The sequence below is a fragment of the Paraburkholderia tuberum STM678 genome, assembly GCF_902833905.1.
Classification (GTDB): domain Bacteria; phylum Pseudomonadota; class Gammaproteobacteria; order Burkholderiales; family Burkholderiaceae; genus Paraburkholderia; species Paraburkholderia tuberum.
Window position 1 is genome coordinate 103,876 of the sequence record NZ_CADFGP010000013.1, and the last position, 24,821, is coordinate 128,696.

General features: G+C 68.1%; 22 protein-coding genes. 14 read left to right on the forward strand and 8 right to left on the reverse strand.

The window, feature by feature from the left end; translation table 11 throughout:
- Positions 1-26: 26 nt before the first annotated feature.
- Together HWY30_RS13930 and HWY30_RS13935 are read right to left on the reverse strand one after the other, a co-directional pair.
- Positions 27-2,021 (reverse strand): AI-2E family transporter, encoded by a 1,995-nt coding sequence (locus HWY30_RS13930; protein ID WP_090809830.1) that lies wholly within the window; start codon positions 2,019-2,021, stop codon positions 27-29.
- Positions 2,022-2,163: 142 nt separating this feature from the next.
- The gene (locus tag HWY30_RS13935) at positions 2,164-3,444 is read right to left on the reverse strand and encodes a DUF445 domain-containing protein (protein WP_090809832.1); all 1,281 of its coding nucleotides are present in this window, start codon (positions 3,442-3,444) and stop codon (positions 2,164-2,166) included.
- 215 nt (positions 3,445-3,659) lie between these two features.
- On the opposite strand from HWY30_RS13935, the gene HWY30_RS13940 reads away from it, so the two are divergent.
- The gene (locus tag HWY30_RS13940) at positions 3,660-4,865 is read left to right on the forward strand and encodes a metallophosphoesterase family protein (protein ID WP_090809836.1); all 1,206 of its coding nucleotides are present in this window, start codon (positions 3,660-3,662) and stop codon (positions 4,863-4,865) included.
- Positions 4,862-7,483 carry an AAA family ATPase gene (locus HWY30_RS13945; protein WP_090809838.1) on the forward strand — a complete coding sequence of 874 codons (2,622 nt, stop codon included), beginning with the start codon at positions 4,862-4,864 and terminating at the stop codon, positions 7,481-7,483. The genes HWY30_RS13940 and HWY30_RS13945 overlap by 4 nt, the downstream gene beginning before the upstream one ends.
- Before the next feature lie 34 nt (positions 7,484-7,517).
- Here the strand turns inward: HWY30_RS13945 and cobJ are convergent, their stop codons facing one another.
- From cobJ to cobG, 4 genes are read right to left on the reverse strand one after another with little or no spacing between them, the layout of a single operon-like run.
- Positions 7,518-9,272, reverse strand: coding sequence for a precorrin-3B C(17)-methyltransferase (cobJ, locus tag HWY30_RS13950; protein ID WP_090809840.1), 1,755 nt, complete (start codon positions 9,270-9,272; stop codon positions 7,518-7,520).
- Positions 9,269-10,012, reverse strand: a complete 744-nt coding sequence (locus tag HWY30_RS13955) for a precorrin-2 C(20)-methyltransferase (protein WP_090809842.1) — start codon at positions 10,010-10,012, stop codon at positions 9,269-9,271. The genes cobJ and HWY30_RS13955 overlap by 4 nt, the downstream gene beginning before the upstream one ends.
- A complete protein-coding gene (locus HWY30_RS13960; protein WP_090809844.1) occupies positions 10,013-10,639 on the reverse strand; it encodes a precorrin-8X methylmutase in 627 nt (208 codons plus the stop codon).
- Positions 10,632-12,071 carry a precorrin-3B synthase gene (gene cobG / locus HWY30_RS13965; RefSeq protein WP_090809846.1) on the reverse strand — a complete coding sequence of 480 codons (1,440 nt, stop codon included), beginning with the start codon at positions 12,069-12,071 and terminating at the stop codon, positions 10,632-10,634. Before cobG ends, HWY30_RS13960 begins: the two co-directional genes overlap by 8 nt.
- Before the next feature lie 39 nt (positions 12,072-12,110).
- Here cobG and HWY30_RS13970 point away from each other — a divergent pair, with 39 nt between their 5' ends.
- From HWY30_RS13970 to HWY30_RS14000, 7 genes are all read left to right on the forward strand, one after another.
- Positions 12,111-12,341, forward strand: coding sequence for a hypothetical protein (locus tag HWY30_RS13970; protein ID WP_143037283.1), 231 nt, complete (start codon positions 12,111-12,113; stop codon positions 12,339-12,341).
- A gap of 37 nt (positions 12,342-12,378) precedes the next feature.
- The gene (gene cbiE, locus HWY30_RS13975) at positions 12,379-13,602 is read left to right on the forward strand and encodes a precorrin-6y C5,15-methyltransferase (decarboxylating) subunit CbiE (protein WP_090809850.1); all 1,224 of its coding nucleotides are present in this window, start codon (positions 12,379-12,381) and stop codon (positions 13,600-13,602) included.
- Positions 13,602-14,702: a cobalt-precorrin-5B (C(1))-methyltransferase gene (locus tag HWY30_RS13980; protein WP_090809852.1), complete on the forward strand. Its 1,101-nt coding sequence runs from the start codon at positions 13,602-13,604 to the stop codon at positions 14,700-14,702. Before cbiE ends, HWY30_RS13980 begins: the two co-directional genes overlap by 1 nt.
- On the forward strand, positions 14,699-15,439 hold the full coding sequence (locus HWY30_RS13985; RefSeq protein ID WP_090809854.1) for a cobalt-precorrin-6A reductase: 741 nt from the start codon (positions 14,699-14,701) through the stop codon (positions 15,437-15,439). The genes HWY30_RS13980 and HWY30_RS13985 overlap by 4 nt, the downstream gene beginning before the upstream one ends.
- A gap of 20 nt (positions 15,440-15,459) precedes the next feature.
- Positions 15,460-16,188 carry a precorrin-4 C(11)-methyltransferase gene (cobM, locus tag HWY30_RS13990; protein ID WP_090809856.1) on the forward strand — a complete coding sequence of 243 codons (729 nt, stop codon included), beginning with the start codon at positions 15,460-15,462 and terminating at the stop codon, positions 16,186-16,188.
- Positions 16,189-16,359: 171 nt separating this feature from the next.
- Complete coding sequence (locus HWY30_RS13995) at positions 16,360-17,385, forward strand: AraC family transcriptional regulator (protein ID WP_090809858.1); 1,026 nt, start codon at positions 16,360-16,362, stop codon at positions 17,383-17,385.
- A gap of 2 nt (positions 17,386-17,387) precedes the next feature.
- On the forward strand, positions 17,388-18,563 hold the full coding sequence (locus HWY30_RS14000) for an alpha/beta hydrolase family protein (RefSeq protein ID WP_090809860.1): 1,176 nt from the start codon (positions 17,388-17,390) through the stop codon (positions 18,561-18,563).
- A 37-nt stretch (positions 18,564-18,600) separates the two neighbouring features.
- Here the strand turns inward: HWY30_RS14000 and HWY30_RS14005 are convergent, their stop codons facing one another.
- The gene (locus tag HWY30_RS14005; protein ID WP_279613286.1) at positions 18,601-20,301 is read right to left on the reverse strand and encodes an MDR family MFS transporter; all 1,701 of its coding nucleotides are present in this window, start codon (positions 20,299-20,301) and stop codon (positions 18,601-18,603) included.
- Between HWY30_RS14005 and HWY30_RS14010 the strand changes: the two genes are divergently transcribed.
- The 4 genes from HWY30_RS14010 (at position 20,300) to HWY30_RS14025 (ending at position 22,701) form a co-directional block, all read left to right on the forward strand.
- Complete coding sequence (locus HWY30_RS14010) at positions 20,300-20,575, forward strand: DUF1488 family protein (protein ID WP_008923225.1); 276 nt, start codon at positions 20,300-20,302, stop codon at positions 20,573-20,575. The two genes, HWY30_RS14005 and HWY30_RS14010, sit on opposite strands and share 2 nt — an antisense overlap.
- Before the next feature lie 319 nt (positions 20,576-20,894).
- Positions 20,895-21,530, forward strand: coding sequence for a carbonic anhydrase (locus HWY30_RS14015; protein WP_090809864.1), 636 nt, complete (start codon positions 20,895-20,897; stop codon positions 21,528-21,530).
- 45 nt (positions 21,531-21,575) lie between these two features.
- Positions 21,576-21,749, forward strand: coding sequence for a hypothetical protein (locus HWY30_RS14020; protein WP_167368763.1), 174 nt, complete (start codon positions 21,576-21,578; stop codon positions 21,747-21,749).
- A 166-nt stretch (positions 21,750-21,915) separates the two neighbouring features.
- On the forward strand, positions 21,916-22,701 hold the full coding sequence (locus tag HWY30_RS14025) for a DUF4148 domain-containing protein (protein WP_090810518.1): 786 nt from the start codon (positions 21,916-21,918) through the stop codon (positions 22,699-22,701).
- 31 nt (positions 22,702-22,732) lie between these two features.
- Here the strand turns inward: HWY30_RS14025 and surE are convergent, their stop codons facing one another.
- Complete coding sequence (surE, locus tag HWY30_RS14030; protein ID WP_090809866.1) at positions 22,733-23,512, reverse strand: 5'/3'-nucleotidase SurE; 780 nt, start codon at positions 23,510-23,512, stop codon at positions 22,733-22,735.
- A 116-nt stretch (positions 23,513-23,628) separates the two neighbouring features.
- Between surE and HWY30_RS14035 the strand changes: the two genes are divergently transcribed.
- A complete protein-coding gene (locus HWY30_RS14035; RefSeq protein WP_090809868.1) occupies positions 23,629-24,804 on the forward strand; it encodes an epoxide hydrolase family protein in 1,176 nt (391 codons plus the stop codon).
- The last annotated feature ends 17 nt before the right edge of the window (positions 24,805-24,821 follow it).

Sequence of the window (24,821 nt, forward strand, 5' to 3'; positions counted from 1 at the left end):
AGATTTTTACCACTCCGGTCACGGCCTCAGCCCACCCAGCCTCGGCCGGCGCTGGCCGTCTGCGACGGCTGCCGCATGGGCTGCCCAGCCGTCGCCGCGTGACATGCCTCGATCATCGCGCGGAACGTCGGCGACGCATGCAGTTCCCCGCCCGCATCGAGTTCGACGCTGCCGTCCGGCGCGTCGCCGACGCCGACGCCGACCACCAGCGTCGCGCGTGGCCGCCATTCGCGCGTGCGCCGCAGCATGTTGCGCAGGTACAGCGGCGACTCGGGCGCGTCGAGCGACACGATGCAGATGATCGACGTGTCCTTGAAGCTCGGCTCGTCGGCGCGTGCGCTGCGATAGCCCGAGTGCGTCGCCATCAGCGGCGCGAAGCCCTGGCGGTTCAGCAGTTGCACAGCGATCGCGGTCGTCACTTCGTCGAACGCGCCGCGGCCGGGCACGCATAACACCGCTGCTTTGCCCGTACCGTCCGGCTGTTGCGGGCGCGTGAGCAGATCGCTGCGGTATCGCTCCGTGGCACCCGCGCCCGGCGACGCCAGATCCGGCGTCCCGGCAAGCAGCGCGTTACCCGCGTCCGCCGGTTCGGCGGGCGACAGCGAATCGCGCAGCCCTTCGGCGATCTCGAGGTTCTCGACGATATCGACGAGCGCGTCGTTGATCCGCTGCAACTGGTCGGGCATCAGCACGCCGCGCTGCGCGTCGTTGCGCGCGAGCCGCAGGCCTTCGAGCGCGACCTTGTCGTAGTAGTCGATCAGCGACATCTCGCGCAGCAGCCGTTCGGCCTGCACGATCGCCTCGTGCGGATCGTCGGCGAGCAGGCGCTGATAGAAGTTCTGCGCGGGCGTCAGCGCGGGCTGATCGCCGAGCAGCACGGTCAGGAAGTTCAGCCGGTCCGCGTAGCGCCCGAGCGTGACGACGCACAGCGTGAGCGGCGTCGACAGCACGAGGCCGATCGGCCCCCACAGCCAGCTCCAGAAAATCGCCGCGACCACCACCGCGAGGGGCGACAGGCCCGAGCGATGACCGTACAGCAGCGGCTCGGCGATCTGCCCGGCGACCACGTCGACGACGATGAACAGGATCAGCGTGAGGACCGCCATCGTCCATTGCGGCTGGATCGCGGCCGCGAGAAAGAATGCGAGGATCGCCGCGATCCAGATGCCGATGTACGGCACGAAGCGCAGCAGCGCGGCGATCACGCCGAACAGCAGCGCCCCCGGTACGCCGATGATCGCGAGCCCGATCGCGATGATGCCGCCCGCGCTCAGATTCACGCCGAGCTGCGCGACGAAATAGCGTGACAGGCGCCCGGCGGCGTCGTTGATCGCGGTAGTCGTGCGGTGCAGGTCGCGCGAACCGAACAGGCTGATCAGACGGTCGCGCAAATCCTCGCGCTGCAACAGGATGAAGATGGTCACGACGAGCACGATGAAGGTCGTCTCGATCGGCGCGATGGCCGGCGTCAGCGCGCGCTGCGCGAGTTGCACCGGCGTCGGCGCGGGCTCGTGCACCTCGACCTGTTGCGGCACCTGCGGCGCGTTGCGCGCGGCGCGGCCGGTCGGGCGCGGCGGCGCGGGGCGCGATGGCGCCACGCGCTGCAGCGCGCTGGCAGCGCTGCTCATCAGGGCGTCGGCGCGGCCCACGGTCTTTTCCTGCACGGTTTCGATCTTCTGCTCGATCGCTTCCTGGTACTGCGGCAGCGCGTCCGCGAGCTGCACGAGCTGCGCGCCGATCAGCGCGCCGATCGCGAGCAGCGAGGCGAGAGCGAACAGCACCGCGATGAAGATCGACGGCAACTGGCCCATATGCAGACGCCGCAGCATCTGCACGAGCGGCGCGAGCAGGAAGCTCAGCAGCACCGACAACGTGATCGGAATCAGTACCTCCCGCCCGAAGTACAGCCCGCACACGACCACCACGCCGGTGATCAGCGACACGAGGCCATGCAGGCCCGGCGTGCCCGGCGGGTAAACGCGGTTGGGCCGCCCTTGCGGTGGCGGCAGCGATATTTTCATGTAAGCAGAATTCCGGTTGGGACGCGTTGACGACCGAGCGGAGCACTGGTTGTCAGCAAGACGGATGCCCGAATTGTAGGTGGTTTGGCGGGAGGGGGCTCACGCGTGGCTGCGCGTTGAGTCGCTCGATGCGCTCGAGTCGTCAGCCGACATGCACCCGCAGCATCTCCAGCCACAGCGAACTCACATACAGCAACAAGCCGATAAATCCGCCGACGATCGTCCCATTGATGCGGATGTACTGCAGATCCTTGCCGATATTCATCTCGACCTGGTGCGACATCTCGTGCGCGGGCCAGTTCTTCACCGTATCGCTGATATGGCGAGTGAGGAACCGCGCGAAATCCGGCGCCATCGCGCGCGCCGCTTCCTCGAGGTGATCGTTCAGCGATTGCCGCAGCGCTGGATCGCGCGCGAGTTCGCGGCCGACCCACGCGCCCATCGCGGCGACACGCGCATGCAGTGCCGAATCGGCGCTTTGCAGATCGCGCTTGAGCCACGCACGCAGCTCGCCCCACATGTCCTTCACGTAGCTGCCGAAAGCCTCGCCTTCGACCAGATAGCGCTTCAGTGCTTCGCCTTGCTGCAGGAACACGGGATCGGTCTTCAGCCGCACGATCAGCGTCTGCACCGCGTGGTCGAACTTGTCGCGCAGCTCGTGCGTGGGGTTCTGCGCGATCTGTTCGAGCATACGGTTCGCGGCGCTCGCGATCGCCTCCGCTCCCTTGTCGCCGAGCCATACCGACGGCAGAAACTTCTCCATCGTCGGATACTCGCTTTTCACCCAATCGACGATGCGCGCGGCAATGAATTCGCGCGCCGGCGCCTCGCGCAGCACCGCGATCACCTGATCGATCGCGGTGTCGAGCAGTTCCTGATGGCGGCCGTCGCGCGTCAGCGTGTCGAGAATCGCGCCGAGCGATTGCGACAGATCGACCTTCGCGAGCACGTCGCGCAACCCGTCCCTGATGAAGTTCTGAATGCGCGCGTCGTCGGCCACGTCGAGGATGCCGCCGGTGAGCCGCACCACGTAGTCGCCGAGGCGCGCGGAGTTGGCCGATTCGCTGAGCCACGCGGTGATGGTCTGCGCCGGATCATGCCGGCGGATCAGACCGACCAGCGACGGCACGTCGAGAAACTTGTCCTGCACGAAGTGCGCGAGGTTGTCGGCGATCTTGTGCTTGTTGCGCGGGATGATCGCGGTGTGCGCGGACACGAGGGGAATCGGCACACGGCGAAACAGCGCCGCGACCGCGAACCAGTCGGCGAGCGCGCCGACCATCGCCGCTTCGGCGACGGCCTTGATGCCGTCGACCCACAGGCCGCGCGGCAGGAATGCGGCGACGACGAAAACGCAGGCGGCCGCGAGCAGCAGCAGTAAAGGCGTGCGCTTGGCCTTCTTCAGTTCGGTGATCTTGTCCATCGGGCGCGGTTGATCGTGTCGGGCGGGGGCTGGAAAGTCGGCGGGCTCAGCCGGTTCGGTTGCAATGATGCGGTACGGCCCGCGCGCGCGTCCAGCCTGGATACGCGCGCGCGCAATACGCGCCGGCGCTTCGGCAAGGTAACATTCGCGATCGGGCTCCTCGGCGAAATCAACGCAAGAGGACGCAACGCAATCGCAATCGCAATGGAGGCACAGTGATCAGGTTTCTGCACACCGCGGACTGGCAGATCGGCACGCAATTCGGTCAGTTCGAACCGGACGAGGCCGCGCATCTCGCCCAGGCGCGCTTCGACACGGTGCGCCGCATCGCCGAAGAAGCGGCCGCGCGCAACGTCGACGCGGTGCTCGTCGCGGGCGACGTGTTCGATCTGCAGACGGTGTCGGACACCGTGATCCGGCGTTTGTTCGCCGCGCTGCAAGCGTTTTCCGGAGCGTGGATCATGCTGCCGGGCAATCACGACGCGGCGCTCGTCGAAAGCGTGTGGACTCGCGCGCAGCGGCTCGATTGCGTGCTGCCGAACGTGCGCCTCGTGCTCGAAGCCGGCGTCGTGCTGCTCGACGCATGCCGTTGCGCGCTGCTGTGCGCGCCGCTTACGCAGCGCATCACCTACGACGACACCACCGCGTTCTTCGATTCCACCGCTACTCCGCCCGGCTATCACCGCGTGGGGCTCGCGCATGGCAGCGTCGGCGGCATTCTGCAAGACGGCATCGATTCGTCGAATCCGATCGCGCCGACGCGCGCCGCCAGTGCGCGGCTCGACTATCTGGCGCTCGGCGACTGGCACGGCCATCTGCGCGTCGACGAACGCACGTGGTACGCGGGCACGCACGAGCAGGACCGTTTCCGCGCGAACGAGCCGGGCTTCGTGCTCGACGTTACCGTCAGCGATCCCGGCGCGGTGCCGCAGGTCGCCGCGGTGCGGGTCGGGCAATACCGGTGGCATCGCTGGGACGAGACGATTTCGGTTCCGACCGATGTCGATGCATTGAAAACCCGCCTCGCCGAACTTGGCGCGAATGACGTGCTGCGCATCGAGGTCGGCGGCACCGCGGCGCTCGCCGATGCCGAGGCGCTGCATGTCGCGGTCGAACAGGCGCGCGCGCGCGTGCGCGCGTTGCGTGCCGATCTGGGCAGTCTGCACGTGCTGCCGACCGCCGACGATCTCGCCGAACTCGGCGCGCAAAGCGGCTATCTCGCGAAGGTGGTGGCGCGGCTGCGCGGTCTGCAGGAAGACGCGCAAGCCGATCCGCAAGAGGCGCGGCGCGCGGCCGAGGCGTTGCTGCTGCTGGCGCGTTTTCAGCGCGACCAGCGGCAACGCGATTCGCAGGCCGCACCACCCGCGCAGACGCGCGAGCGGCAGCAACCTGAAGCGCCGCGTGAAGGAGCCCCCGCATGAAGCTGCAACGTATCGCGATTCAGGAATTCAGGCAGTTCGGCGGGCAGATCGTGATCGACGATCTGCAGCCCGGTCTCAATCTGTTCATCGGCCCGAACGAGGCCGGCAAAAGCACGATTGCCGAGGCGGTGCGCACGGTGTTCCTCGAACGCTACAAGGCGTCGCATCTGAAAGACCTGTTGCCGTGGGGGCTCGCGAGCGGGCAGCCGTCGGTCGAGGTCAGCTTCGAGCTCGATGGTGTGGCGTGCCGTCTGTCGAAGCAGTTCGTGTCGCGTCAGCGTTGCGAGCTGAGGATCGGCCAGGCCGTGTATAGCGAGGACGAAGCCGAAGACAAGCTCGCCGCGCTGCTCGGCTTCTCGCGCGCGGCGCGCGGTCCGATGAAAGCCGAGAACGCCGGCGTGCCGGGTCTGTTGTGGGTGCAGCAAGGCGGCACGCAGGAGATGCGCGATTCGACCGGGCACGCGGCGCAGTATCTGCGCGACGCGCTCACGCAACTGTCGGGCGGCCGCGAAGCGGGCGGCGAGGACGCGCTGATCGCGGCCGTGCAGCGCGAGCTGCGGCAACTGCTGACCGCGCGCACGCAGAAGTCGACCGGGCCGCTCGCCGAGGCGGAGCAGAAGCTCGCTTCGCTGATCGCGAGCCGCGACGAGCTGCAACAGCAGCGCCAGCAGTTCGACGACAACATCGCGCGCCTCGCCGCCCAACAGCAGGCATTCGACGACGCCGAGCGCAGGCGTCCGTGGGAGCTTCACGAGCAGAAGGCCGCGCTCGCGCAGCAACGTGCCGCGGCGGTCGAACAACTCGAACGCGGTCTCGAAGGGCTCGCGCAGTCGCTGAAGATCGGCGAGGCCGAACTCGCGTTGTCGGTGCAGCAGGAGCAGGGCGCGCTCGAACTGGAGGCGGCCATCGCGCGCGAACGCGAGCAGCTCGACGCGGCGCGCGTCGAGGTCGCGGCCGCGCAAACCGCGCATCTACAGGCGCAAAGCCGTGTGGCGCAATTCGAGCAGGCATCGGCCGAGGCGAACCGCGCGCTCGAACTCGCGAACGCGGCCGTGACCGCCGCCGATCTGCGCAGCCAGGTCGATTTCTATCGGGCGGAGGGCCAGCGGCTCGAAGCGTCGATCGGCGAGGCGGACAAGGCGAACGCGGCGGTGTTGCAGGCCGCGCGCGAGGCGGCGGCGCTCGAACTCGACGAAGCGCAGTTCAAGCGCCTCGTCGCGCTCGACGGCGAATTGACCGTGTTGCGCGCGCGGACCGAAGCGGCGATGACGCGCATCGAGTACAGCTTGAATGGCGAGTTGAGCGTCGGCGATCAGACGATCAGCGGCACGGGCGTGCTGCATGTCGACGACGAAAAGCGCATCGGTCTCGGGAAGCTCGGCGAATTGCGCGTGATTCCGGGCGTGTCCGATCTGTCCGCGCGGTTGTCTGAGCTGGCGTCGCTCGAGGCGAAGCACGCGCAGTTGCTGCGCTCGCTCGGCGTCGCGTCGGTGGGCGATGCGCAGGCGCGTCACGAGCAATGGAAAACGCTGGTCGCGCAACAGAAGAGCCAGGCGAGGATACTCGAAGTCCATGCGCCGCAAGGCATCGATGCGTTGCGCGCGGCGCTGGCATCGACGGCGGCGCGCTTGCAGGCGTCGAGCGAGCGCCTTGCCAGTCTGCCCGACGTGTCCGCGGCGCCACCGCTCGACGACGCGCGCCGCAACGCCGACATCGCGCGCGACGCGTTGGAGACCGCGCGCAAGGTGCTCGAACAGGCGGCGGGCGCGCAATCCAGCGGCGTTGCGAAGGCCGATTCGCTCACGGCGCAGTTGCAGCGTAAAGAAGCGCAGCTGCACGACGAAGCGTTTCGGCGCAACCGCGCGCAATGGCAGGCGCATATCGTCGAGCAACGCGTCAAGGTCGATGCGCTGAAGAACCAGCGCGGCGAGCGCGAGCGCGAACTCGATGCGGCACGTCTGGACGACCCCGTGGCGGAGGCGAAGCGCTATCGCGCATCGGCGGAGCTCGCGCGCAACGAGCAGCACGAGCGTCAACTGCGGATCGCGGAGCTGCGCAGCCAGCTCGAAACGATGGGCGCATCGGGCCTCGGTGAACGGCATGCCGCGCTCGAAGCCCAGGTCGAGCAGGCCACGCGTCGCAAGGACGAACTGCGCCTGCGCGCGAGCGCGCTGAGTCTGCTCGACGAAGTGCTGGTCGACGAACGCGACGCCGCGCTCGCCCAACTGCGTGCGCCGTTGACCGAGCGGGTCGGTCACTACCTGAAGCGGCTTTTTCCGCAGTCGAGCCTCGCGCTCGGCGACGATCTGATTCCGGCGATGCTCGATCGCGACGGCCGCGCGGAACTGCTCGATGCGCTCAGCTTCGGCACGCGCGAACAACTCGGCATCCTGACGCGGCTCGCGTATGCGGATCTCTTGCAGGCCTCAGGCCGGCCGACTCTGCTGATGCTCGACGATGCCGCGGTACACACCGATGCCGCGCGCCGCGACGCGCTCAAACGCGCGTTGATCGACGCGGCGACGCGGCATCAGATTCTGGTGTTCACGTGCCATCCGGAGTTGTGGGACGACCTGGGCGTCAGGCAGCGGGCGGTGCAGGATCTGAAGGTGGCGTGAGCGGGGCGGGCCGGTACCACCCGGTACGGTCCGCTTACTCGTACCACCGCGGCGTGTACACCCACTGCGCGCCGTGATGACCGCAAGCGAATCTTCTCGTCAGCGACGACCCGACGATCACCATCGTGCGCATATCCACATCGGCCGAGCGAAGCTCGCCGAGCGTCAGCGTGCGCAGCGTGCCGCCGGGCCGGCCGATATCGCGACCCAGCACCACCTGGGTCGATGGCACGCGATACTCCCGCACGATGTCGAGTGCCTTGTCGAGTTGCCACGGACGCGCGCGCGAAATCGGGTTGTAGAACGCCATCACGAGATCGGCTTGCGCCGCATGGCGCAGGCGGGTTTCGATGATCGTCCACGGCTTCAGGTTGTCCGACAGCGACAGCATGCAGAAGTCGTGGCCGAGCGGCGCGCCGGCCTGCGCGGCGGTCGCGAGCGCGGCCGACACGCCCGGCACGATCGATAGTTCGACGGCCGCCCATGCGTCGTTCCGGGAAGCTTCGAGCGCTTCGAGCACGGCGGCGGCCATCGCGAACACGCCGGGGTCGCCCGACGACACCATCACGACCGAGCGGCCTTCGCTCGCGAGCTCGAACGCGTGCCGCGCGCGCTGCATTTCCTCGCGATTGTCGGTGCCGTGCACGCGCTGACCGGCGCGCAGCGGGCCGGCCATTTTCACGTAGGTGTCGTAGCCAAGGATGTCGGTCGCTTCGTTCAACGCGGTGCGCGCGGCCGGAACCATCAGCTCGGCCCGGCCGGGACCGAGGCCGATCACGGTCAGACGGCCGCGAGCACGGCCGAGCGTCGCGGGGTCGATGGCGAGCGGGGAGAGGGCGAGCGCGACGTTGGGGTGTGCGTCGTCGCGCAGCGTTTCGTGGGGGACGCGTAGCGCGGTATGCAGCAACCTTGCGGCACTCGATTCGCCCGGTTCGGCGCCGGCATCGGCGAAGCGCAGCGGCACCTCGAGAAGCCTTGCCGCTTGCGCGAGCGCCGGGTCGGCCATGCTCGTCGATGGCGCGAGCAAGGCCGCAAGCGAAAGCATCGCGAGACCCTGCGCGTTCAGTGCCGCGCGCACGCGCGCGACGATCGCGTCGGCGGCATCGGCATCGTCGCTGGCGACAGCCGCCACCACACTGCGCGGATGAATCACGAGCTCGTCTTCACGCCCATCCCACGCGCGCGGCGTCACGCGAATCGCGAGACGCGCCGACGCCGAGCGCGGCAGTTGCGCGTCCTCGAGCCACGGCGCGTCGCCTTCGATGCGCGTGCTTTCGCCCGCGAGCAGATCCGACACGAAGCGCTTGCCCTGACCCAGGTCGGCGAGCGCATAGCCATCGGGCGGATTGAGCACGCAGGTGCCGAAACGCAGCTCGCCGCTCGTCGTGATCGCGGGCTGTACGGCCAACGCCGCGGCGATGTCGCGCGCCATCACGTTGACGCCCGCGAGGCCGCCGAGCAGCGGCACGACCGCGCTGCCGTCCTCGGCGACCGCGAGGACCGGCGGCTCGGCGCCTTTGTTCGACAGCAGCGGCGCGAGGCAGCGAATCACGATGCCGGCCGCGCACAGCGCGACGATCGGCGTGCCGCGCGCATACAGCTCGCGCAGATGCGCGCCGAGTTCGCCGTACGAGACGTCGGCGTCGACGCGCCCTTGCAGCGCATGGACCTGGCAGTCCGTGGCAACGCCGGCCGCGGCATGCGCGCCACGCTCGACATACGACGCCTGAATCCGCCGCGCGGTCGCAAGCGCGCCCGTACCGAGAATCACGATGGCGGGCGCGTTCATCCTTGCCATTTTTGCCCCGGCACGACCAGCAGTGAGAAATACGGCGACGCCATCGGATCGACTTCCGCGAGCGGCACGATGCGCTGATTTCGCATCGTCGCGCGTTCGACGTACAGCGCGCGCTGCGCGAGTCCGAGTTCGTCGAGCACGCGCCGTACCTTGTCGAAATTGCGGCCGAGTTTCATGATGACCGCCGCGTCGGCGTCGGCCAGACGGCGGCGCAATTCATCTTCGGGCAGCACGCCCGACAGCACCGACAAGCTCTGGTTGCGATAGACGAGCGGCGCGCCGAGCACCGCCGCGCCGCCGAGCATCGAGCACACGCCGGGCACTACCTCACTGTCGTAGCGCGCCGCGAGCCGGTCGTGCAGATACATGTACGAGCCATAGAAGAACGGATCGCCTTCGCAGATCACCGCGACGTCGCGGCCCGCGTCGAGATGGCCCGCGACGATTTCGGCGGCGGTGTCATAGAAGTCCGCGATGATCGCTTCGTACGACAGCGGCGGTTCGAGTGCTTCGGTGGTGACCGGATAGACGAGCGGCAGATGCTGCTGCGCGTCGTGCAGATGCGCCTCGATGATGCCGAACGCGTTGCCCTTCTTGCCCTTCGCGACGAAATACGCGACCACCGGCGCCGCTTTGAGCAGCCGCAGTGCCTTCAACGTCAGCAATTCCGGGTCACCGGGACCGACGCCGATGCCGTACAGCCGTCCGCGACTCGTTAGCTGGCTCGCCATTTATTCGACCTCCGTCGCAAGCGCGTTGACCGCGGCAGCGGCCATCGCGCTGCCGCCGCGCCGTCCGTGCACGACCACATAGGGGACGCCGCGGCTGTTTTGCGCGAGTGCCGCTTTCGATTCCGCCGCGCCGACGAAGCCGACCGGAAAGCCGAGAATCAGCGCCGGCTTCTGCGCGCCGGCATCGAGCATGTCGAGCAGATGAAACAGCGCGGTCGGCGCATTGCCGATCACGACGACACTGCCCGCCAGATGCGGGCGCCACAATTCGAGCGCGGCGGCGGAGCGCGTGTTGCCGATTTCGCGCGCGAGCGCGGGCACGTCCGGGTGCGTGAGCGTGCAGATCACTTCGTTGTTCGCGGCCAGCCGCGCGCGCGTGATGCCTTGCGCGACCATGCCCGCATCGCACAGGATCGGCGCGCCTTGCGCGAGCGCGCGGCGGCCCGCGCTGCCGGCGCCGTCGGAGAACGCGAGGTCGTCGATCACGTCGACCATGCCGCACGCGTGGATCACGCGCACCGCGAGCTTTTCGAGGTCGGCGGGGATCCGCGCGAGGTCGGCCTCCGCGCGGATCGTCGCGAACGATTGGCGATAGATCTCCTGACCGTCGCGAATGTAATCAAGCATGTGGAGTACTCCGGGCGAGGCGCGCGAGCAGCGCGGCGGCCTCGTCGATCGTCAGTTGGGGCGCGACGCATTGGCCGAAGCCGGGGCGGCCGTCGCGTCGATAAAGGTCGTAGAGGCCGGGCGCGGCGGCGAGCAGCGTGTAGGGCGCGCGATGGGCGGCCGCGCAGGAGCGCGGACAGCCCGTCAGATGCACGTCGACGCCGGCGGGTAAGCGCTCGGCGAGTTGCAGCGCGTCGGTCTTGGTGTCGGCGAGGCCCTTCGCGCAGCCGGCCGAACCGGCGCAGGCGATCACGTGCGTGATGGCCTGCGCGGGATCGCACGCGAGACCGAGTGCGATCAGCTTCGCGAGCACGGCGGGCACCGCCGTCGTCGCGATGTCGGGCAGCAGCACGCTTTGCCATGGCGTCGCGTGCAACCTGCCGTTGCCGTGTTTTTGCGCGAGCGCAGCCAAGGCGCGCAGCGTGGCCGCATCGATTCGGCCGAGCGGTGGTTGGCCGCCGACATGCGAGCTGCCGTCGCCGCGCTGCGCGTGCGCGCCGAGCCGCAGCGATGGGTCGGCGGCGATGTGTCGTTGCCAGTGGCTCAGCGATGCGTCGCGCGCGAGCGGGAAATCGACGTAGCGCTGCGCGTGCCGCAGCAGCGCGTCGGCGCACTGCGTGGCGAGCAGGTCGCGCATGCGGGTCGCGTCGGCTGGGGCGAGGTCGAGGAACGTGTGCAGCAACGCGCGCAGGAGCGCGGGCACGCGCGATGCCGGCACCGCCGCGAGCGCGCCCGTGCCGTTGGAATCGCGATGGTCGCGCGGGTTCGAGTTCTCGCCTGCCGGAGCCGGGCACCCCGCGAGGCCGAACACGAAGCGCACGCCTTCTTCGTCAGCCGACGCCGCGAGCCACACGTCATGCGGATGATCGACCCGCGCAAGCTGTTCGCCGCCGTCGAGCAGCAGCGCGAATTTCGGCGACAACGCTACCAAGCGCGCATCGCCTTGCAGCAGCGTCAGCAGTTCTCCGCACAGCGGCGTCGTGTCGATCAGCGCGTGCGGATCGCGTCCGGCGGCGGGGCTGATCATCACGTTGCGGACGTCGTCGGCGCAACTGAGCGCGCCGGCCGGTCCAAGCCCGGCGCCGATCAGCGCCGCGCTCAACGCCGCTTCGTGTCCGTTACGCACGCCGCGCAGTTGCAGATTCGCGCGATTGGTCAGCTCGGCGGCGCCGTTCGCGTGCCGCGTGCTGGCATCGGCGATCGCGCGTGCCTGCGCCGCGCTCAGCACGCCGCCGGGCAGTTTGATGCGGCAGATGCCGCCGTCGCGCGCGGGGACGATGCGCAGCAACCCCGGACATGCCGAGGACCGCGGTGTCGTGACCGCGTGGGACGAAACGGTGGGAGGCGAAGCTCGATTCAAAGGGGCACCGGGTTTAGCGTCGCGCGACGGCATGGCTGCGGCCTCGCTGCATGCTGCCCGACGAGGGCCGGCGTGAACGGTGCGGCCGAAAGGCGCTTCGGGCCGACCATGGGCAATGAAAGCAGCCATTATATCTTTACGCTGTGGCCGCAGCGCCTGTTTGCCGGCCATCGCGCGATGCCGGTGATCCCGGCGGCATGGCGCTCCGCCGCGAACCCGCGGGCCGCATGGCGGCGGTATCATGCCGACTTTCGCAACCCGCGCTCCGAGCCTGCGCAAAGCCGCATGCGTGAGCCGGTGTAATCGCTAAAGAATCGACGCAACCGATGAGGATGGATGCATGCCGGCATGGCTGACCGTAGTGGGCATTGGCGACGACGGCTTCGCCGGTTTGGGGCGGCCCGCGCGGCGTGCGTTGCTGGGCGCGTCGGTCGTGTACGGTGGCGAGCGCCATCTGGCGATGCTGCCCGCGCGGCTCGCCGCGCGCCGTGCCGCGTGGCCGCGTCCGTTCGATCTCGCGCCGTTGCTCGCCGAGCGTCCGCACGCGGTGTGCGTGCTCGCGAGCGGCGACCCGATGCTGTTCGGCGTCGGCGCGACGCTCGCGCGGCAGTTGCCGGCCGGCGAGCTGCGCGTGCTGCCGGCGCCGTCGTCGTTGTCGCTCGCGGCCGCACGGCTCGGCTGGCCGTTGCAGGATGTCGCGACCGTCTCGCTGGTCGGCCGACCGCTTGCCGCGCTGATTGCGCATCTGCGTGACGGCGCGCGCCTGTTCGTGCTGAGCGCGGACGGGCGCACGCCCGCGGCACTGGCGGCCTCGCTCGATGCGCGCGGTTTCGGCGCGACTGCCATGACCGTGCTCGAACATCTGGGCGGTGCACGCGAACGGCGGGTCGATGGCCGCGCGGATCAATGGCCGGCCGGCGAGATGGCCGCGCTCAATCTGATCGCGCTCGAGTGCCGCGCGTCGGCGCATGCGCCGCGTCTGCCGCTGACCTGCGGTTTGCCCGACGACGCCTTTATCCACGACGGCCAGTTGACCAAGCGCGACGTGCGCGTCATCACGCTCGCGCGCCTCGCGCCCGCGCCCGGCGAGTTGCTGTGGGACGTCGGCGCGGGCAGCGGTTCGATCGGAATCGAATGGATGCGCGCGCATCCCACGTGTCGCGCGATCGCGATCGAAGCGAACGAAGCGCGGCAGCGCTTCATCGAACAGAATCGCGATGCTTTGGGCGTGCCCGGGCTGCAACTCGTGGCCGGCCGCGCGCCTGACGCGTTGCGGGGACTGCCGGCGCCGCACGCGGTGTTTATTGGCGGTGGGGTGACGGAGCCTGACGTGCTCGACACCTGTTGGACACAACTGCGCGACGGCGGCCGGCTCGTCGCGAACGCGGTGACGCTGCAAGGCGAGGCGGTGCTCGCCGCATGGCGCGAGCGGCATGGCGGTACGCTGACGCGCATCGGACTCGCTCACGCGCAACCGCTCGGCGGCTTCGATACGTGGCGCCAGGCGTTGCCGATCACCCTGCTCGACGTGACCAAACCCGCCAAACCATCGGCCGATTCGTGATGCGCGACGAGACTCCCGAGGAGCCGGCGCCGCTGCGCAGCGGCTATACGACCGGCAGTTGCGCGACCGCGACCTCGCTTGCGGCCGCTCGTCTACTGCTGGCGGGCGAGGTTAGCGAGGTCGCGGAGATCGTGTTGCCAAAGGGCCAGCATGTGCCGATGCGGCTCACGTTCTGCCGCCTTGCCGCGCTGGACGGCGAGCGGATCGCCGAAGCCGGCACGATCAAGGATGCCGGCGACGATCCCGACGTGACCCACGGCGCGCTCGTGTTCGCGCGCGTGCGCCTCGTGCCCGGGCCCGGTGTGATCTTTCGCGCGGGGCCGGGCGTCGGCACGGTCACACGCGCGGGGCTCACGCTGCCGGTCGGCGAACCGGCGATCAATCCGGTCCCGCGCCAGATGATCACGCAGCACCTCGACGAACTCGCCGCGCGCCATGCGTATCGCGGCGGCTTCGAAGTGACGGTCGGCGTCGAAGGCGGCGAAGCGCTCGCGCTGAAAACGATGAACCCGCGACTCGGGATTGTCGGTGGACTGTCGATCCTCGGCACCACCGGCATCGTGCGGCCGTTTTCGTGCTCGGCATATATCGCGTCGATCCATCAGGGCATCGACGTCGCGCGCGCGAACGGCTATACGCATGTGGCCGCCTGCACCGGCAACGCGAGCGAGGACGCGATGCGCGCGCACTACGGCCTGCCTGATATCGCGCTGATCGAAATGGGCGATTTTGTCGGCGCGGTGCTCAAGCATGTGAAGCGCGCGCCGGTCGAGCGACTGAGCATTTGCGGCGGCTTCGGCAAGCTCAGCAAGCTCGCGGCCGGCCATCTCGATCTGCATAGCCGCAACTCCAGCATCGATCTCGAACAACTCGCCGGCTGGGCTGCCGCGCATGGCGCCGACGCCGCGCTGCAAGCGGCGATGCGCGCGGCCAACACGAGCCAGCAGGCGCTCGCGCTTGCTCACGCGCGGCAGGTGCCGCTCGGCGATATCGTCTGTCAGCACGCTTTGGCCGTTGCTCGCGATATCGTGCCGCCGCAGGTCAGCGTCGAAATCTTCGCGATCGACCGGCAGGGCAACATCGTCGGAGTCGCGCGATGACGCGCATCCTGCTGCTCGGCGGCACCGGCGACGCGCTGAAGATCGCGCGCCGACTCGGTCCCGCGCATGTGTACAGCCTCGCGGGACTCGGCAAGGTCCCCGACGACTTGAAGTGCGCGGTGCGCGTCGGCGGTTTCGGCGGCAGCGCGGGTCTGGCGCGTTACCTCGCGAGCGAAGCGATCGGCCTCGTGATCGACGCGACGCATCCGTACGCGGCGCGGATCAGCGCGAATGCCGTAGACGCGTGCCGCGTGGCGAAGCTGCCGTGCTGGGCGCTGCGGCGTCCAGCGTGGCAGCTGCAAGCCGGCGACGACTGGCGCATGGTCGATGACTGGAACGAACTGATCGACACGCTCGCGCCGTTCAGGCGGCCGCTTTTCACGCTCGGGCGCGAACCGCTCGCGCATCTCGACGAGATTGCGCCGCATCAATTCTGGACCGTGCGCGTGCTCGATTCGCATCCGGACACCGCGCGCTCGCGCATCCTTGCGGCGCGCGGACCGTTCACGCTCGACGGCGAACGCGCGCTGTTCGCGCTGCAGGCGTTCGACGTCGTCGTCAGCAAGAACAGCGGCGGCGGCGCGACCGAGGCGAAGCTCGAGGTCGCGCGCGAACGTGGCTTGCCGGTGATCATGCTGGGACGGCCGGTGTTGCCCGAGGTCGATCGCGAGTTCGCCAGCGTTGCCGATCTTCTCGATGCGTTGCCCGCGCAGGCGAATGCGGATTCGGGTAAGTGAGCAAATAATTGGAGTACTGAATGACAGTGTTTTTTATCGGCGCGGGTCCGGGCGACCCGGAACTGATCACGGTCAAAGGGCAGCGTCTCGTGCGCAGTTGTCCGGTGATCCTGTATGCGGGGTCGCTGGTGCCGGCCGCGGTGCTCGAAGGTCATAGCGCGCAACAGGTGATCAACACCGCGGAGCTCGATCTCGACCAGATCGTCGCGCTGCTCGCGGCGGCGCACGCGAGGGGCCAGCATGTCGCGCGCGTGCATTCGGGCGATCCGTCGCTGTACGGTGCGATCGGCGAGCAGATCCGCCGTTTGCGCGAGCTGGCCATTCCTTACGAAATCGTGCCCGGCGTGACCGCGACGGCCGCATGCGCGGCGGCGCTCGGCTGTGAGTTGACGCTGCCCGACGTGTCGCAGACGCTGATCCTCACGCGCTACGCGAGCAAAACGTCGATGCCCGAAGGCGAGCAGTTGGGCGATCTCGCGCGGCATCGCGCGACGCTGGCGATTCACCTCGGCGTGCGGCATCTCGCGCGCATCGTCGATGAGTTGCGGCCGCATTACGGCGGCGCGTGTCCGATCGCGGTGATCTATCGCGCGAGCTGGCCCGACGAGGAAAAGATCACTGGCACGCTCGACGATATCGTCGCGAAGGTGCAGGGCAGCGCGATCGAGCGCACCGCGCTGATTCTGGTCGGCGAGGTGCTGGCCGCCGAAGGATTCGCCGATTCGACGCTGTATGCGAAGGGCAGTTGACGGCGCCGTGAAAGCCGTTCTGGCGTCAGGAAGCCGCTTGGGTTGTCGATCATAATGTGACGCAGCGCGCGAGCCTGGCCGCCCGTCTGCTGGCAAAACGCGAAGCGCGAAAACGCGAAAATCCGCAAGTTCTGCACCGCCTCGCGGCGCGCAGACCGCTATCGTGGCGCCATGATGAAGCCCAGCACCGAACGTGATTACCGTCGACGGATCGCTCGCGTGGTCGAGGCCATTCTGGTCGAGCCCGGCGCGCGACACACGCTCGACAGCCTCGCGGCCGTCGCGCATATGTCGCCGTATCACTTCCACCGGATTTATCGCGCGTTGATGGGCGAGAGCGTTGGCGACACCGTCAAGCGTCTGCGGCTCGCCGAGGCGGCCCAGCGATTGACCGACGCCGCGCAGGTCACCGCCGTCGCGCACGACGCCGGCTACGACAGTCCCCAAGCATTCGCGCGCGCGTTTCGCGATTTCACCGGTGTGTCGCCGAGCGAATTCAGGACCCGGCAGCGGCATCTGGTGGCGAATCCGGCGGTTTCGACAGCTTCGGCGCGGACCCTGCGAACGGCGCAAGCGCGCATCGCGCGGCGAGGCGACGGCGATGGCGACGGCGCCCGCATTCACGATGGCGTCGACGATAACCGTGACGAAAGCACCGAAAGCCAAAGCACGCCTGCGCTGCCGTGCGTCGAAGTCACCGAGCTCGCGCCGCTCGACGTGCTATGCCTTCGCCATGACGGCCCGATCGCGACGATCGGCCAGACCTTCCACACGCTGATGACGACGCTGCGCTGTGACGAGAACCCGCTGTTGCAACAGCGCGTCGGCATTTGCGCGCGCGATCCGTCGATGGCTGGCGGGTTTTGCTATCACGCGGCAATTGTCGCGGGCTCGCAGGCGGCGTTGAGCGGTGCGATGGAGCGGCTCGACGAAGCCGCGCAACGCCCGCGTGTTGCCGGGCCGCCGCCGGGCATCGAGCCGCTGCGGCTCGAAGGCGGGCTGTATGCGGTGCACCGCCTCGTCGGCCCTTATGCGCTGATCTCGCCCACTTTCAGGGCGCTGTACAGCGGCTGGCTGCCGCGCAGCGGCTACCGGCGCGATCAGCGGCCGGGACTGGAACTGTATCGAAGCACGCCCGATCGCGGCGCGCAACATCCCTGCGTCACCGATCTGCTGATTCCCATTTGCGAGGACTAACCATGTTGCGTCGAGGTTGTGCCGCGCTGTCGAGCGCGGTGGTGGTGTCGTTGACCGCGGCGCTGTCAGGGGCGCTGTCCGGCGCGATGTGGGCGTCGTTGCCGGCGAACGCCATCGCGCAAACCGCCTCCGCCGGCTGGCATGTCGGCGAAACGAGCCGCGTATTTCACCCCGCCGTGGCCCGCAACTGGCGCGGCGCGCAAACGCAGGCGCTGATCACGCGTATCTGGTACCCGGCCGATGCGGCGCAACCCGAAACGCCTCACGATATCGGCGCGCCGGGCCATCCGATGTTCGTCGGCCACGCGGCCGCCGCCGATGCCCCGCTGTCCGCCGCGCAGCCCAAATACCCGTTGCTGCTGCTATCGCACGGCACCGGCGGCAGCGCGGACAGTCTCGACTGGCTCGCGGCCTCGCTGGTCGCGCAGGGTTATATCGTCGCGGGCGTCAATCATCCGGGTAACAACGCGCTGGAGCCGCGCACGCGCGACGGCTTCATCCTCTGGTGGGAGCGCGCGACCGATTTGAGCGAAGTGCTCGACGGGGTGCTCGCGGACCCGCGTTTCGGTCCGCGCGTCGACACGACGCGGATCGGCGCGCTGGGCTTTTCGCTCGGCGGCTATACGGTGCTCGAAGTCGCGGGCGCACGGACCGATCGGGCGGCGCTGGAGCGCTTCTGCACGTCGCCCGAAGCCGATGCGATCTGCTCGCCGCCCGAAGCCGCCAATCTCGCGCACGCGCCGGGCACGCCGGCGCTAACGGTCGAGGGGCTATCGGCGGAAACGAACGCATCGCGCGCGCGCTCGGGCGACTCGTATCGCGATCCGCGCGTCAAAGCCGCGTTCGCGATCGCGCCCGCGCTCGGCGAGGCATTCAACAGTTCGTCGTTCAAGGAAGTGACGATTCCGGTCGCGCTGCTGGCGGGCGAGGCGGACACGACCGCGCCAGTCAACACCAACATTCACCGCATCGCGGGCTTCATGCCGCAAGCGACGGTGACGATGGTGCCGGGCGCCTCGCACTATACGTTCATGGATGTGTGCGAGCCCGAGGCGATGGAGCGTCTGGCGCCGATCTGCAAGGACGGGCCGGGTGTCGATCGCGCCGCGATTCATGCGCGAACCGCGGCCCAGGTGCGTGATTTCTTCGCGGCGACGCTGCCGGCGGGCGGCTCATAGCGCTCGCGAACGCACGTGGTTCGCGACGCCGCGCGACTCAGTCCTCGAGCGGCGACAAGGCCTTGAGTGGTGCCGGCTTGTCGTCGCCGAATCGGATCGTTGGGACCAGCGCGAGCAGCGCGACCACGAATAGCGCGATCACGAACATCGACACGAAGGTCAGATGCAGCGACTGGTGCAGCACGAGCCGGACCAGATCGCTGTCGCCGAGATCGGCGGCGCGGTTCTGCAGCAGCGCCTTCAACTGATCCGACGTGACCGTCGCGACGCCCTGCGAATGACTGAGCCCGAAGTTCAGCACCGCGCCGAACAGCGTCGCGCCGAGCGTGCTGCCGAGATTGCGCGAAAACAGGTTCGACGCGGTCGCGCTGCCGCGTTCGTCCATCCTGACGATCTCCTGGATCAGCACGAGCGAACTGACGCTCGACGTCCCCATGCCAAAGCCCATGATCAGCGACGCGAACCCGGCGACGAGCGGCGACGCGCCCGGCGACAGCAACAGCAGCAGCACCGCGCCGAGCGGCACGAACGCGCTGCCGCAGATCAGGATGCGCCGCAAACCGAGCCGGTGAAACGACTTCGCCGCGAACGTCGCGCCGGTGGGCCAGCCGACCATCATCATCGTCAGCGCGAGGCCGGCCACCACGGGCGAACGATGCAGCACGCCCTGCACGTACATCGGCAGGAACGTGGTCGCGCCCATCAGGATCATGCCGGCCAGCACCGTCGCGCTGTTGCATGCGGCGATCGGGCGGCGGCTCCATAGCGCGAACGAGATCATCGGTTCGGCCGCGCGACGCTCCTGCAGCACGAACAGCAGCACGCACAGCACGAAGACGCCGCCTGCGAACGAGGCTGGCGCCAACGCGTCGTCGCCGGCGTAGGTCAGCGTCATCATCAGCGCTGCGATCGCGGCCATGAACAGCGCGGCGCCGGCGAAGTCGATGGACGGCCGCGCGTGCCGTTCCGATTCGCGCAGGAACGCGATGAAGCCCGCCGCCGACGCAAGCCCGATCGGCACGTTCATCCAGAAGATCCACGCCCACGACAGGTTGTGAATGATGAAGCCGCCGACCATCGGACCCACGACCGCCGAAATCGCCCACACGCTCGCGAGATAACCCTGCACCTTGCCGCGTTCGCGCGCCGGGTACAGATCGGCGACGACGGTCAGCGTGACCGGCTGGATCGCGCCCGCGCCGATCCCCTGGATCAGGCGGAACACGATCATCGCCGGCATCGACCACGCGAAGCCGGCGAGCACCGAGCCGACGAGAAAGATCGCGATGCCCGCGAGGATCACGGGCTTGCGCCCATAGAGGTCGGCGAGCTTGCCGAACACCACGGTCATCGCGGTCTGCGTGAGCAGGAACGACGAGAACACCCAACTGTATAAATGCAGGTCGCCGAGTTGCGAGACGATCTGCGGCATCGCGGTCGACACGATGGTCGCTTCGATCGCGACCATCGCCATCGAGGCCATCACGGCGGCGATCACGAGCGGGCGTGAAGATTGAGTATTGCGGGACATGAAGGGCGTAGTATCGATATGTTGAATGCGTCGACGGCCCGGAGGAGGCCTTGCTGCGACGCATCGGCGCGGCCGCGCGTGGCGGCCGGTCAGGAGTATGCACCTTGCGGAGAATGCGCGCTCGCGCCCGGGCAGCCGGCGAGCCGGCCGGATTGGGCACGACCGTTGCGTATTCGGATTTCCCTTTGACACACGGAGGACAATCATGAGGATCGAATTCACCGGACGCCGGGAAGTGGTGGCTGCTGCGCGCGTCGCCTACGAGGCCAATGTGGACGGGAAGGACGTATGGTGCAGCGTGTCGCTCGACGCGCTCAATGACCATTTCGGCAATGGCAGCCTCGGCAACGGCGCCCCGTCGGCTCACGATCTGGTGGGAGCGTTCGAGGCGAACCGCGCCCGCATTGAAAATGCTACGCGGCGGGTGCTCGAACGCAACGGGGGACGGTCCGTGGAGCTCGAGACGCGCGACTTCGATTGAGCGGCCCGCTTGCTTGTATCGGGTCAAGCGATTCGTGCCGCGGTGGAAAGGACTCTTCCATCGCGGCGACTATATACGCGACGTCGGCGCGGCTACAGTATCGACGCACACACCGTTTAACGCGTGTGAGCGAGAGAGTTGGACCCGGCTGCCGGCAGCCGGGTCTTTTTTTATGGCGCGTGCGAGCACGCCATTATTTCGCTGGCCGTTCGCCGCAGGAGCGTGCGACGATTGGCACGGTGATTCGCGCGACGATTGAAAGGCTGCGGTATAGTCGCGGCGACTTTAAATCCGTCTCTTCGATTCTCTGGAGAATATCGTGCAGGAAATCATCGAAGGTCTGATCCGCTTTCAACGCGAGGTCTTTCCACAGCAAAGCGCGCTCTTCAAGCGTTTGTCGACCGCGCAGAATCCCAGCACGCTCTTCGTGACGTGTTCGGACAGCCGCGTGGTGCCGGAACTGCTGACGCAGACCGAACCGGGGTCGCTGTTCGTGATCCGCAACGCGGGCAACATCGTGCCGTCGTACGGTCCGGAGCCGGGCGGCGTGTCGGCGACCGTCGAATATGCGATTGCCGTGCTCGGCGTGACCGACATCGTGATCTGCGGCCATTCGAACTGCGGCGCGATGACGGCGATCTCGAGCTGCACGAATCTGGAGCACATGCCGGCGGTCGCGAGCTGGCTGCGTCACGCGGATGCGGCGAAGGCGATCAACGCGTCGCGCCACTACTGCTCGGATGCGGAGCGTCTCGAGGCGCTGGTCAAGGACAACGTGATCGCGCAGCTCAGCAACATCCGCACGCATCCGTCGGTGGCGGTCGGACTCGTGAACAAGACGCTGCGGCTGCATGGCTGGATCTTCAATATCGAAAGCGGTGAAATGCTTGCGCTCGATGGCAAGACCGGTAACTTCTTGCCGCTTGCGGATAATCGGGAAATTTGTGCGAGTTGAAGCGGCATTAAAACGGGTTTTTAGTTTGAAGGATTAACACCCGGCTTGCTAAAAGCCGGCGCGGCGGCGCGGTTTCAACCCCACCGCGCCGCCCGCCACGACCATCCCTATCAGCTCGACGTCACCAGCGAATCCGGCGCTGCGCTTGCGTCGCTGAAAACAGGGTCGAAGGCGGCGCCGGAAGAACCGCTTGGGACTCCGATTAAAGCGCGCGTTTGAACGGAAGAATACCCGTCGGTTTCGGACACATCCCCGACCAGATCCGCCGATTCGTCGGTTGTTGGGGCTAAAAAGGAAAACACTGTCATTCGGATCGCCCACACTTCGACTAATGGGTCGGTCGATCGGTTGGAATGGGGAGCGTGCCTTGTATAGCGAACCGAGAATGATCGTGTTGATGGGCCTCGTCTTCGGCGCGGTGACGATTGGGGCCTATGTGTCGCAGCTGGACAACGACTGGTCGTCCGGTCGGGACGTGAGTCTCGTCGCCGACGGCGGACGGGGTGTCAGCGCGACGGCGGCGGCGGGGCAGAGCGAAGGCCGGCCCGGCGCGGCGACGGTCGCGCCGGCAACGCGCCGCCATGCGCTGCGCGACGACGTGGCCGCCTTGCGGGCTCAGCGGGCCGCGTCGATTGGAGCGCAGGCGGGCGATGCTCTGGCCATCGCGGCGCTACAGTTCGCGCGGGAGTCGAACAAGGCGCAGCAACAGCAGCAGCCGCACCCGCAGCAGACGAGTTTGCCGCCGCAGCCTGCGGTGACTTCGAACCGGACCCAGGCGCCATCCACGGCAAAGACCGGGCACGCACACCATAGCCGCGTTGCGTCGGGTACCACGACGAAACCTCGCTCAGCGCAAAGTGTCGCGACGACATCGGGTAGTCATGCGCGGGGCGGCAGCCACCGGAAAAGTTCTACTGCTGAGCGGTCTGGGAAGAAAGCGGCCAGCGTCGTGCCAGAGGCGCGGCCGTTGCCGCAATATGCAACGCAAGGCGTCGAGTCGCCATGGTCGATGCCGCGCGCGGGGCTGACCAGCCAGTCCGCAACTCAGGCGGTCGCCAGCAACGGCCCCAAAACCCGCGCCGAGGTAGAGGCCGAACTCGTGCGCGCGCGTGAGAACGGCACGATGCCCGCGTTCGGCAGACCCGAGCCATCGGGACCTGGGGCGCACTGAAGCGGGCCTCGCGCCGCGTCCCCGGCAACCGTTAGATCAACGACGCGGCGAGCCGCGCGAAGGTGGCTTCGTCGGTGCGATCGAACGCAAGCGGCGTGACCGATACGCGCCCCGCCGCGACGGTTGCCGTTTCGCTGTCGGCATCGTTCTCGCGCGGGCCACGATCGAAGCGCAGCCAGTGATACGCGATGCCGCGCGGATCGACTTCCGGCAGCACCTCGATGTCCCTGACGAGCCCGACGCCCTGGCGCGTCGGCGTCAGCGGACCGGCGTCGGCGGCATCGACGTCGGGGAAGTTGATGTTCAGGCAGGTCGGCGCCGCATGCTCGATCGCGAGCAATTGACGGATCACGCCGGGTGCGAGCGTGCGCGCGGTGTCCCAGCGCACGCGCTCGCGATCGCTGAACGCCTGGCTCAGCGCGAACGACGGCAGCCCGAGCAGCAGACCCGTCATCGCCGCGCCGACCGTGCCCGAGAACATCGTTTCGATGCCGAGGTTGCCGCCGCGATTGACGCCGGACAGCACCAGCGACGGCGGCGCCTCGCGCATCAGATGACGCACGCCCATCACGACGCAATCGCCGGGCGTGCCGGTCACGCCGAAACGGCGTTCGCCCTGGCGGCTCACGCGCAGCGGCGAATGCAGGCTGATGGAGTGCGACGTACCGCTTTGGTCGTGCTCGGGCGCGACCACCCAGACTTCGTGCGCGAGCTCGGCGGCCACGGCCTCGAGCACGGCGAGGCCGGGCGCGTCGATACCGTCGTCGTTCGTCAGCAGCACTCGCGGCAGCTTGGATTCGTAAGCGGACATCGCGTCAATCTCCTGTGGCTCGGTCAATGAATCGTAGGGAAGGGACGCCCATTATCGAGCTTTCGTCGCACGCGCGTACGATGACGGTGAGCCGCCAACGACCCAGGACGCCCCCCATGCAGATCGACCCGTTTGAGATTGCGATCGCCGATCAGGACATCGACGATTTGCGCCGCCGCATCCACGCCACCCGCTGGGCGCCCACGACGCCCGCGCCCGCCTGGCAGCAGGGCGCCGACCCGGCCTGGCTGCGCGAACTCGCGAGCTATTGGGCCGGGCAATTCGACTGGCGCGCGGCCGAACGCAGGTTGAACCAGTTGCCGCAATTTCTCGCCGACGTGAACGGCCAGACCGTGCACTTCGCGCATCGGCGCGCCGCCAGTGTCGCGCCCGGCTTTCAGGCTTATCCGCTGGTGATCACGCACGGCTGGCCCGGTTCCTTCTTCGAGTTTCACGCGCTGCTCGATCAGTTGTGCGATCCGGTCGCGTTCGGCGCCGATCCCGCCGACGCCTTCGACGTCGTCGCGCCGTCGCTGCCGGGCTTCGCGTTTTCGCCTGCGCCCGCGCAGGCCGGCATGTCCGCGTTCCAGGTCGCGGACCTGTGGGTGTTACTGATGCGCGGGCTCGGCTACGAGCGCTTCGGCGCGCAGGGCGGCGATCTTGGCGCGGGCGTGTCGATCGCGTTGGCCGCGCATCATCCGCGGGTGGTCGACGGCATCCATCTGAACTTCCTGCCGAGTTCCTATGAGCCCGCGATCGGCGCGGCGCAGCGGGAGCTGACGCCGGCCGAGCAGGACTATCTGCGCGAGAAGAACGACTGGGCCGCACTCGAAGGCGGTTACGCGCATCAGCACGGCACCAAACCGCTGACGGTCGCCGCGTCGCTAAACGATTCGCCGGTGGGACTCGCCGCATGGATCGGCGAGAAGTTTCGCGCGTGGAGCGATTGCGGCGGCGAGGTGGAAAGCGTGTTCTCGAAAGACGATCTGCTGACCAATATCTCGCTGTACTGGTTCACGCAGTGCATCGGCCCGGCGATGCAGATGTATTGGGAAAACCGCCTGCAGCCGATGCGTTTCTCCGACGGCGAGCGCATCGACACACCAGTCGGCTTCGCGCTGTTTCCGAAGGAGATCAATCATCCGCCGCGAAGCTGGCTCGAACGAACCTTCAACGTCGCGCAGTGGAGCGAAATGCCAGCCGGCGGGCACTTCGCGGCGATGGAAAAGCCCGCGTTGCTCGCGGCCGAGATTCGAAAGTTCTTCAGGCCGTTGCGGCAGAAAGCGCGCTAGGCGCGCAGCGCGACGCG

Excerpts from the sequence above, each read along its gene's own strand:
- HWY30_RS13930 (WP_090809830.1), bottom strand. The coding sequence starts at position 2,021 with ATGAAAATATCGCTGCCGCCACCGCAAGGGCGGCCCAACCGCGTTTAC.
- HWY30_RS13935 (WP_090809832.1), bottom strand. The coding sequence starts at position 3,444 with ATGGACAAGATCACCGAACTGAAGAAGGCCAAGCGCACGCCTTTACTG.
- HWY30_RS13945 (WP_090809838.1), top strand. The coding sequence starts at position 4,862 with ATGAAGCTGCAACGTATCGCGATTCAGGAATTCAGGCAGTTCGGCGGG.
- cobJ (WP_090809840.1), bottom strand. The coding sequence starts at position 9,272 with ATGAACGCGCCCGCCATCGTGATTCTCGGTACGGGCGCGCTTGCGACC.
- HWY30_RS13955 (WP_090809842.1), bottom strand. The coding sequence starts at position 10,012 with ATGGCGAGCCAGCTAACGAGTCGCGGACGGCTGTACGGCATCGGCGTC.
- HWY30_RS13960 (WP_090809844.1), bottom strand. The coding sequence starts at position 10,639 with ATGCTTGATTACATTCGCGACGGTCAGGAGATCTATCGCCAATCGTTC.
- cobG (WP_090809846.1), bottom strand. The coding sequence starts at position 12,071 with ATGCCGTCGCGCGACGCTAAACCCGGTGCCCCTTTGAATCGAGCTTCG.
- cbiE (WP_090809850.1), top strand. The coding sequence starts at position 12,379 with ATGCCGGCATGGCTGACCGTAGTGGGCATTGGCGACGACGGCTTCGCC.
- HWY30_RS13980 (WP_090809852.1), top strand. The coding sequence starts at position 13,602 with ATGCGCGACGAGACTCCCGAGGAGCCGGCGCCGCTGCGCAGCGGCTAT.
- HWY30_RS13985 (WP_090809854.1), top strand. The coding sequence starts at position 14,699 with ATGACGCGCATCCTGCTGCTCGGCGGCACCGGCGACGCGCTGAAGATC.
- cobM (WP_090809856.1), top strand. The coding sequence starts at position 15,460 with ATGACAGTGTTTTTTATCGGCGCGGGTCCGGGCGACCCGGAACTGATC.
- HWY30_RS13995 (WP_090809858.1), top strand. The coding sequence starts at position 16,360 with ATGATGAAGCCCAGCACCGAACGTGATTACCGTCGACGGATCGCTCGC.
- HWY30_RS14000 (WP_090809860.1), top strand. The coding sequence starts at position 17,388 with ATGTTGCGTCGAGGTTGTGCCGCGCTGTCGAGCGCGGTGGTGGTGTCG.
- HWY30_RS14010 (WP_008923225.1), top strand. The coding sequence starts at position 20,300 with ATGAGGATCGAATTCACCGGACGCCGGGAAGTGGTGGCTGCTGCGCGC.
- HWY30_RS14005 (WP_279613286.1), bottom strand. The coding sequence starts at position 20,301 with ATGATTGTCCTCCGTGTGTCAAAGGGAAATCCGAATACGCAACGGTCG.
- HWY30_RS14025 (WP_090810518.1), top strand. The coding sequence starts at position 21,916 with ATGATCGTGTTGATGGGCCTCGTCTTCGGCGCGGTGACGATTGGGGCC.
- surE (WP_090809866.1), bottom strand. The coding sequence starts at position 23,512 with ATGTCCGCTTACGAATCCAAGCTGCCGCGAGTGCTGCTGACGAACGAC.
- HWY30_RS14035 (WP_090809868.1), top strand. The coding sequence starts at position 23,629 with ATGCAGATCGACCCGTTTGAGATTGCGATCGCCGATCAGGACATCGAC.